The following is a 5696-nucleotide window of genomic DNA, read 5'->3' as shown; positions in this document are numbered from 1 at the left end:
CACGAGTCGATCAGCCAGGCTGCGGTGGTGGTGTCGGCCTCTGATCTCGGGGATCAGCTGGTGGGTTATGTGGTGCCCGTCGCGGGGGCCACGGTGGATCGTGACGAGTTGGCCGAGTTCGTCTCGGGGCTGTTGCCGGCGTACATGGTGCCGTCGGTGTTTGTGGTGCTCGACGAGTTCCCGTTGGGTTCGTCGGGCAAGCTGGACCGTAAGGCGTTGCCTTCCCCTGTCTTCGGAGATCGCGAATCCCGCGATCCCGCAACCGAATCCGAGATCGCGATCGCGAAGGTATGGGGCGAGGTCCTCGGAATCGATCGAGTCGGTGCGGAGGATTCGTTCTTCGCGCTCGGTGGCAACTCTCTGGTCGCTACCCGGGTGATCGCCCGAGTCAACGAGGCCCTCGGTTCTTCACTGGCGATCCGTGAATTGTTCGAGGAGCCCACCGTCGCCGGCCTCGCAGCGCGTATCGACGCGGGTCCCGTCGCATCCGGGAGGCCGGAACTCGTGGCGAGAACCCGCCCCGAACGGATTCCGCTGTCCCTTCCTCAGCAGCGAATATGGGTGCTGAACCAGCTCGACCCCACGTCCGGCTCCTACAACATCCCGCTCGGCATCCGGTTGCGTGGCGAACTCGAGGTCGCGGGCCTGGGTGCGGCGGTGCGTGATGTCGTCGAACGTCACGAGGCACTGCGCACCGTGTACCCGCACGACGAACACGGCCCTCGGCAGCAGATCGTTCCGGCCACCACGGTGGAGGACCTGACGGTGGTGACCGCAGCCTCGGAGCAAGAGGCATTCGAGACCGTGGCGGAGGTCGCCGGGCGCGGATTCGACGTCACCACCGAGGTGCCTGTTCGAGGTCTTCTCGTAACGCTCGGTCCGGACGACCACGTGCTCGTGCTTGTCGTGCACCATATTTCGGCAGACGGTGCGTCGCTGCCTGCGCTGGCCCGCGACCTCATGGGCGCATACATCGCCAGGGCGGCAGGAACGGCCCCGGCCTTGCCTCCGCTCGAGGTGCAGTACGCCGACTTCGCGCTCTGGCAACAGGAGGTACTGGGCGACGCCGACGATCCCGACTCGCCCGCCGGGGTTCAACTGGCCTACTGGCGTGAGAGGCTCGCGGGCATACCGGATCTGCTCGACCTGCCCACCGATCGTCCGCGTCCCGCCCAGGCGAGCGGCCGGGGTGCAACCACGACGATCGAGGTGTCGGCGCAGACCCATGCCCGTCTCGACTCACTCGCCGGGTCGCGCCGGGCATCCCTGTTCATGGTGGTGCACGCCGCTCTCGCCGTCCTCCTCTCCCGGCTGAGCAACTCCCGCGATGTGGTCGTCGGTACCGCGGTGGCGGGCCGTGGCGCCCGAGCACTGGACGACGTGGTCGGCATGTTCGTCAACACGCTCGCGCTGCGCACGGACGTCGATCCGGCCACGGCCTTCGAGTCGCTGCTCGACGCAGTGCGATCCGGTGACCTCGAAGCGTTCACGCACGCGGACATTCCGTTCGAGCGTGTCGTCGACGAATTAGGGATCGCTCGGTCGTCCGCTCGTCATCCCGCGTTCCAGACCGTCCTGTCGTTCCAGAACCTCGAGCAGGCACGGATGGAACTGCCCGGGCTGACGGTCGACACGATCGGCACAGGGGAACTCGCGGCCAAGTTCGACCTGCAGGTCACCGTCGAACCTCACGACACCCCGGAGGGAACGCCGGCAGGCATGTCGGTAGCACTGACCTACGCGACCGATCTGTTCGACGAGGGCACCGTGGATGCGTTCGCCCGTCGTTTCGTGGCTCTCTTGGACAAGGTGGCTGCGGATCCCGCGGCGATCGTCGGAGACATCGAACTCCGCACGGAGGACGAGATCACAGCGGTGACAGGCAGCGCTCCGCGTCAGGACACCACGACGGTGCAGGACGCCGACGTCACCATCGCGCAGGAGTTGCGCGTCGCCGTCGAGTCCGATCCCGATGCGCCGGCAGTGGTGGTGGGCGACGTCGAGTCGACCTACGGCGAGGTCGAACAACGCTCGTCGCAGTGGGCTCGCTACCTGATCGCCCTCGGAGCCGGCCCGGGGGAGACGGTCTGCGTCGATCTGCCTGTAGGCATCGACTTGGTGATCGCTGCGTGGGCAGTGGTCAAGTCGGGTGCGGCACTGGCAGTCGGGTCGTCGGAGGCTGCCCGCTGGGTACTGACGACCACCGACCGCGACGTTCACGGCTCCGGCCGACGACTGGCTATGGACGCACCGGACCTGGTCTCGGAGGTGTCCGGCCTCTCGGCGCGGACGATTGCCTACACCGAGCGGACCGCCGTACCGAGTCTCGGGGATGCGGGGATCCGCTTCCCGGACACCGCGCTCTCCCAGGGAAGGGCGGTCGCGCTCCTCCGCAACGGTATCGTCGGCAAGGAGTTGACCTACGACGCAAGGATTCTCGTTGCCGGTCCGGACGCGAATCGGTGGGTGCTCCATGCCGTACTTGCTGCCGCCCTCGCGGGTGCCGTAGTGGTGATGGCGGACAACGCGTCCGATGTCGCCCATCTCGCGGAGGAAGAGTGGGTGACCCACGCGTTCGTGCCCCGCGATGCGGTGGATGCCCTGGCAACGTGCGCCGACCTCGAGACGGTGTTCGTGACCGACGGCGAAGACGTGAGCGCGCCGTCCGATGCGGCGTGGGTTCTCAGCCCGTCCAGAGATCCCTGGGCCACGGGTCGGTGAGGGACGCCATGGGAGCCGGGGCCGGCGGTCACTCGGGAGGACATGATTTGCACCCTGAACAGGAAGAACGCCAAACTTCCTTGTGTTGCGGGGGCTCTCGCGAGGTCATCCCAACGGGTGCGACCCACCAGTAGCCGTAACATGACCCCCGGCCCACGATGCTCTATTGGGCAGCTGACGACTGTCCGGTAACCAACGGGCGGCGACGGCCGAAACGGAGATATGAGGGAAGCGAGACCAGTGGTGAGTGAAGCCTCGCGCAAGGCCGGCATGCAGCAAGGGGACGGCGTCGCACGGGAAAACGTCGGCGAACCCGAGAGTGGACGGCCGCCAGTGTCCGAACGTGGACGGGAGCGTCGACGTCCCGCACGTCGGCGGGGTTCGCGCGCGATACTTCTGCCGCAGTTGCTTGGGACCGCGGTGGAACGTAACCCTTCTGCTCCCGCGGTGATGTTCGAGGATCGCTCGTGGACGTACGCGGAAATCGACGCCGACTCTTCGCGCCTCGCGCGAGCGTTGATCGACCGTGGACTCGGCCCCGAAGACATTGTCGCAATCTCGCTGGCCCGGTCGTTCGAGTCCGTGCTGGCCATCTGGGCGGTGGCGAAGACCGGTGCGGCCTTCGTTCCGGTAGATCCGAACTACCCTCCCGATCGCGTCGCGTACATGCTCGCGGATTCGGGTGCGGCGATCGGGCTTACGCTCGCGGCGACGGTGTCGTCGCTGCCGGACACCGTGGAGTGGCTCGCGCTCGACGACCCGCAATCGAGGGCCGAAGTGGAAGCGCTGTCGCCCGCTCCGGTGTCCTTCGACGAGCGCGTGAGTGTCCTGCGACCCGAGAACCCGGCGTACGTCATCTACACCTCGGGGTCCACGGGCCGCCCGAAGGGCGTTCCGGTGACGCACAGCGGTCTGTCCGACCTGGTACAAGAGATGGTGGACCGCTTCGGGGCCACTGCATCCTCCCGCACCCTTCACGTCGCCTCGCCCAGCTTCGACGCGTCGGTGCTCGAATGGCTGATGGCGATTTCCGTGAGTGCTGCCATGGTCGTCGCCCCGCCCGATGCGTTCGCCGGCGCCGAACTGACCGAGCTTCTTCGTCGTCACCGGGTGACCCACGCGCTGATTACGCCCGCGGTGTTGGCGTCGCTCGATTCCGAGGGACTCGACGGACTCGAAATGGTGGTGTCGGGCGGCGAGGCGTGCCCGCCGGATGTGGTGGAGCGGTGGGCACCGGGACGGCGGTTCCTCAACGCCTACGGGCCGACCGAAGCGACGATCATGACGCATTGCAGCGGTGCTCTCGAGCCGGGGAGGCCGGTGACCATCGGTACACCGGTGCGAAATCTGGGTGCGTACGTACTCGACAGCCGCCTGAATCCGGTCGCGCCCGGCGTTGCGGGTGAGCTGTATGTGTCGGGTCCCGCTCTTGCTCGTGGTTATCGGGGCAGACCGGGTCTGACAGCCGAACGTTTCGTTGCGGGTCCCGACGGAACGAGGCTCTACCGCACCGGTGATCTCGTCCGTGCGCCGCGTAGTGGCGACGACGAACTGATCTACCTGGGGCGCAACGATTTCCAAATCAAAATCCGCGGCCTTCGGGTCGAACTCGGTGAAATCGATGCCGCGCTTGCGACCTCCGATGGAGTCGATTTCGCGATCACTGTGGGCCGCGAGACGCCGGCGGGTGAGATGCGACTGGTGTCGTATGTGCATTCCGCGGGAGGTGTCGAGATCGATGCCGGAGAGATATCCGCAACGGTGTCGGAAATGCTTCCGGCGCACATGGTTCCGTCGGCGATCGTCGTGTTGGATGATGTGCCGTTGACGCCGTCGGGCAAAATCGATCGTGCGGCGTTGCCTGAGCCGGAGTCGGTTTCGGTGCAGTTTCGTCCACCCGCAACTGCGCTCGAGGTTGCCGTGGCGGAAGAGTTCGGCGCACTCCTCGGTGTCGAGTGCATCGGGCTCGATGACGACTTGTTCGCACTGGGTGGCAATTCACTCGTGGCGACCCGACTCGCCGCGCGCCTCGGTGAACGCCTCGGCACCCGCGTACCCGCGCGCCTGCTGTTCGAGCACTCCACGGTGGGAGAACTCGCGGCCCTGATCGAACCCCTCGCGGTAGGGAACGAGACCCCTCTCGTCGCGCAAACCCGTCCCGAGCTGGTGCCGTTGTCGCTGGCGCAGCAACGGATGTGGTTCCTCAACCGGTTGAATCCGGGGTCGGCGGCGAACAACATCCCGGTGGCGATCAGATTGTCGGGCTCGCTGGATGTCGACGCTTTGCAGGCGGCGGTGTCGGATGTGGTCGCGCGGCACGAGTCGTTGCGGACGGTGTATCCGGAGGTCGACGGGGTCGGTTTCCAGAAGGTGCTCGGTGCCGGCGATGCGGTCGTGGAGGTACGGGTCGAGGACGTGAGTGCCGACGATGCACCGGGGCGGGTCGTTGAGGCTGTGACTACCGGTTTCGATGTGACGCTCCAGGTTCCGGTGCGGGTGCGGTTGTTGCGGGTCGCGCCGCAGGAGCATCTGCTGGTGGTAGTGATTCATCATATTTCCGGTGACGGGTTCTCGATGGGGCCGTTGACCCGGGATGTGGTCACTGCGTATGCGGCGCGGGCCGCGGGCGCGGCCCCAGGGTGGTCGGCGCTCGAGGTGCAGTACGCGGATTACTCGTTGTGGCAGCGTGAGGTACTCGGCGACGAGTCGGACCCGGAGTCGTTGGCAGCCAAGCAGATCGCGTTCTGGAAACAGTCTTTGGACGGCCTTCCCGATCAGCTGGACCTTCCGACCGACCGGCCACGGCCGGCGGAACAGTCCTTTGCCGGCGACGACGTCGAGTTCGACATCGACGCTGATTTGCATCGTAAGCTGGTTGAGCTCGCGCGAGCGCGGAACTCGACGTTGTTCATGGCGGTGCATGCGGCTTTCGCTGTGTTGCTCGCGCGTTTGTCGGGCACCGAGGACATCACGGT

Annotated in this window: 2 protein-coding genes; both read left to right on the top strand. The window is 66.4% G+C overall.

The window, feature by feature from the left end:
* On the top strand, positions 1–2721 hold a 2721-nt coding region (locus HF877_RS21005), incomplete at its 5' end, for a condensation domain-containing protein (protein WP_169623137.1).
* 420 nt (positions 2722–3141) lie between these two features.
* The coding region (locus tag HF877_RS21000; protein WP_346765261.1) for an amino acid adenylation domain-containing protein at positions 3142–5696 on the top strand (2555 nt) is incomplete at its 3' end.

The organism is Rhodococcus sp. BL-253-APC-6A1W, assembly GCF_012843405.1.
Classification (GTDB): Bacteria; Actinomycetota; Actinomycetes; order Mycobacteriales; family Mycobacteriaceae; genus Rhodococcus.
Note: the sequence above shows the minus strand (reverse complement) of the source record. Positions and strands in the feature narration are given on the sequence as shown.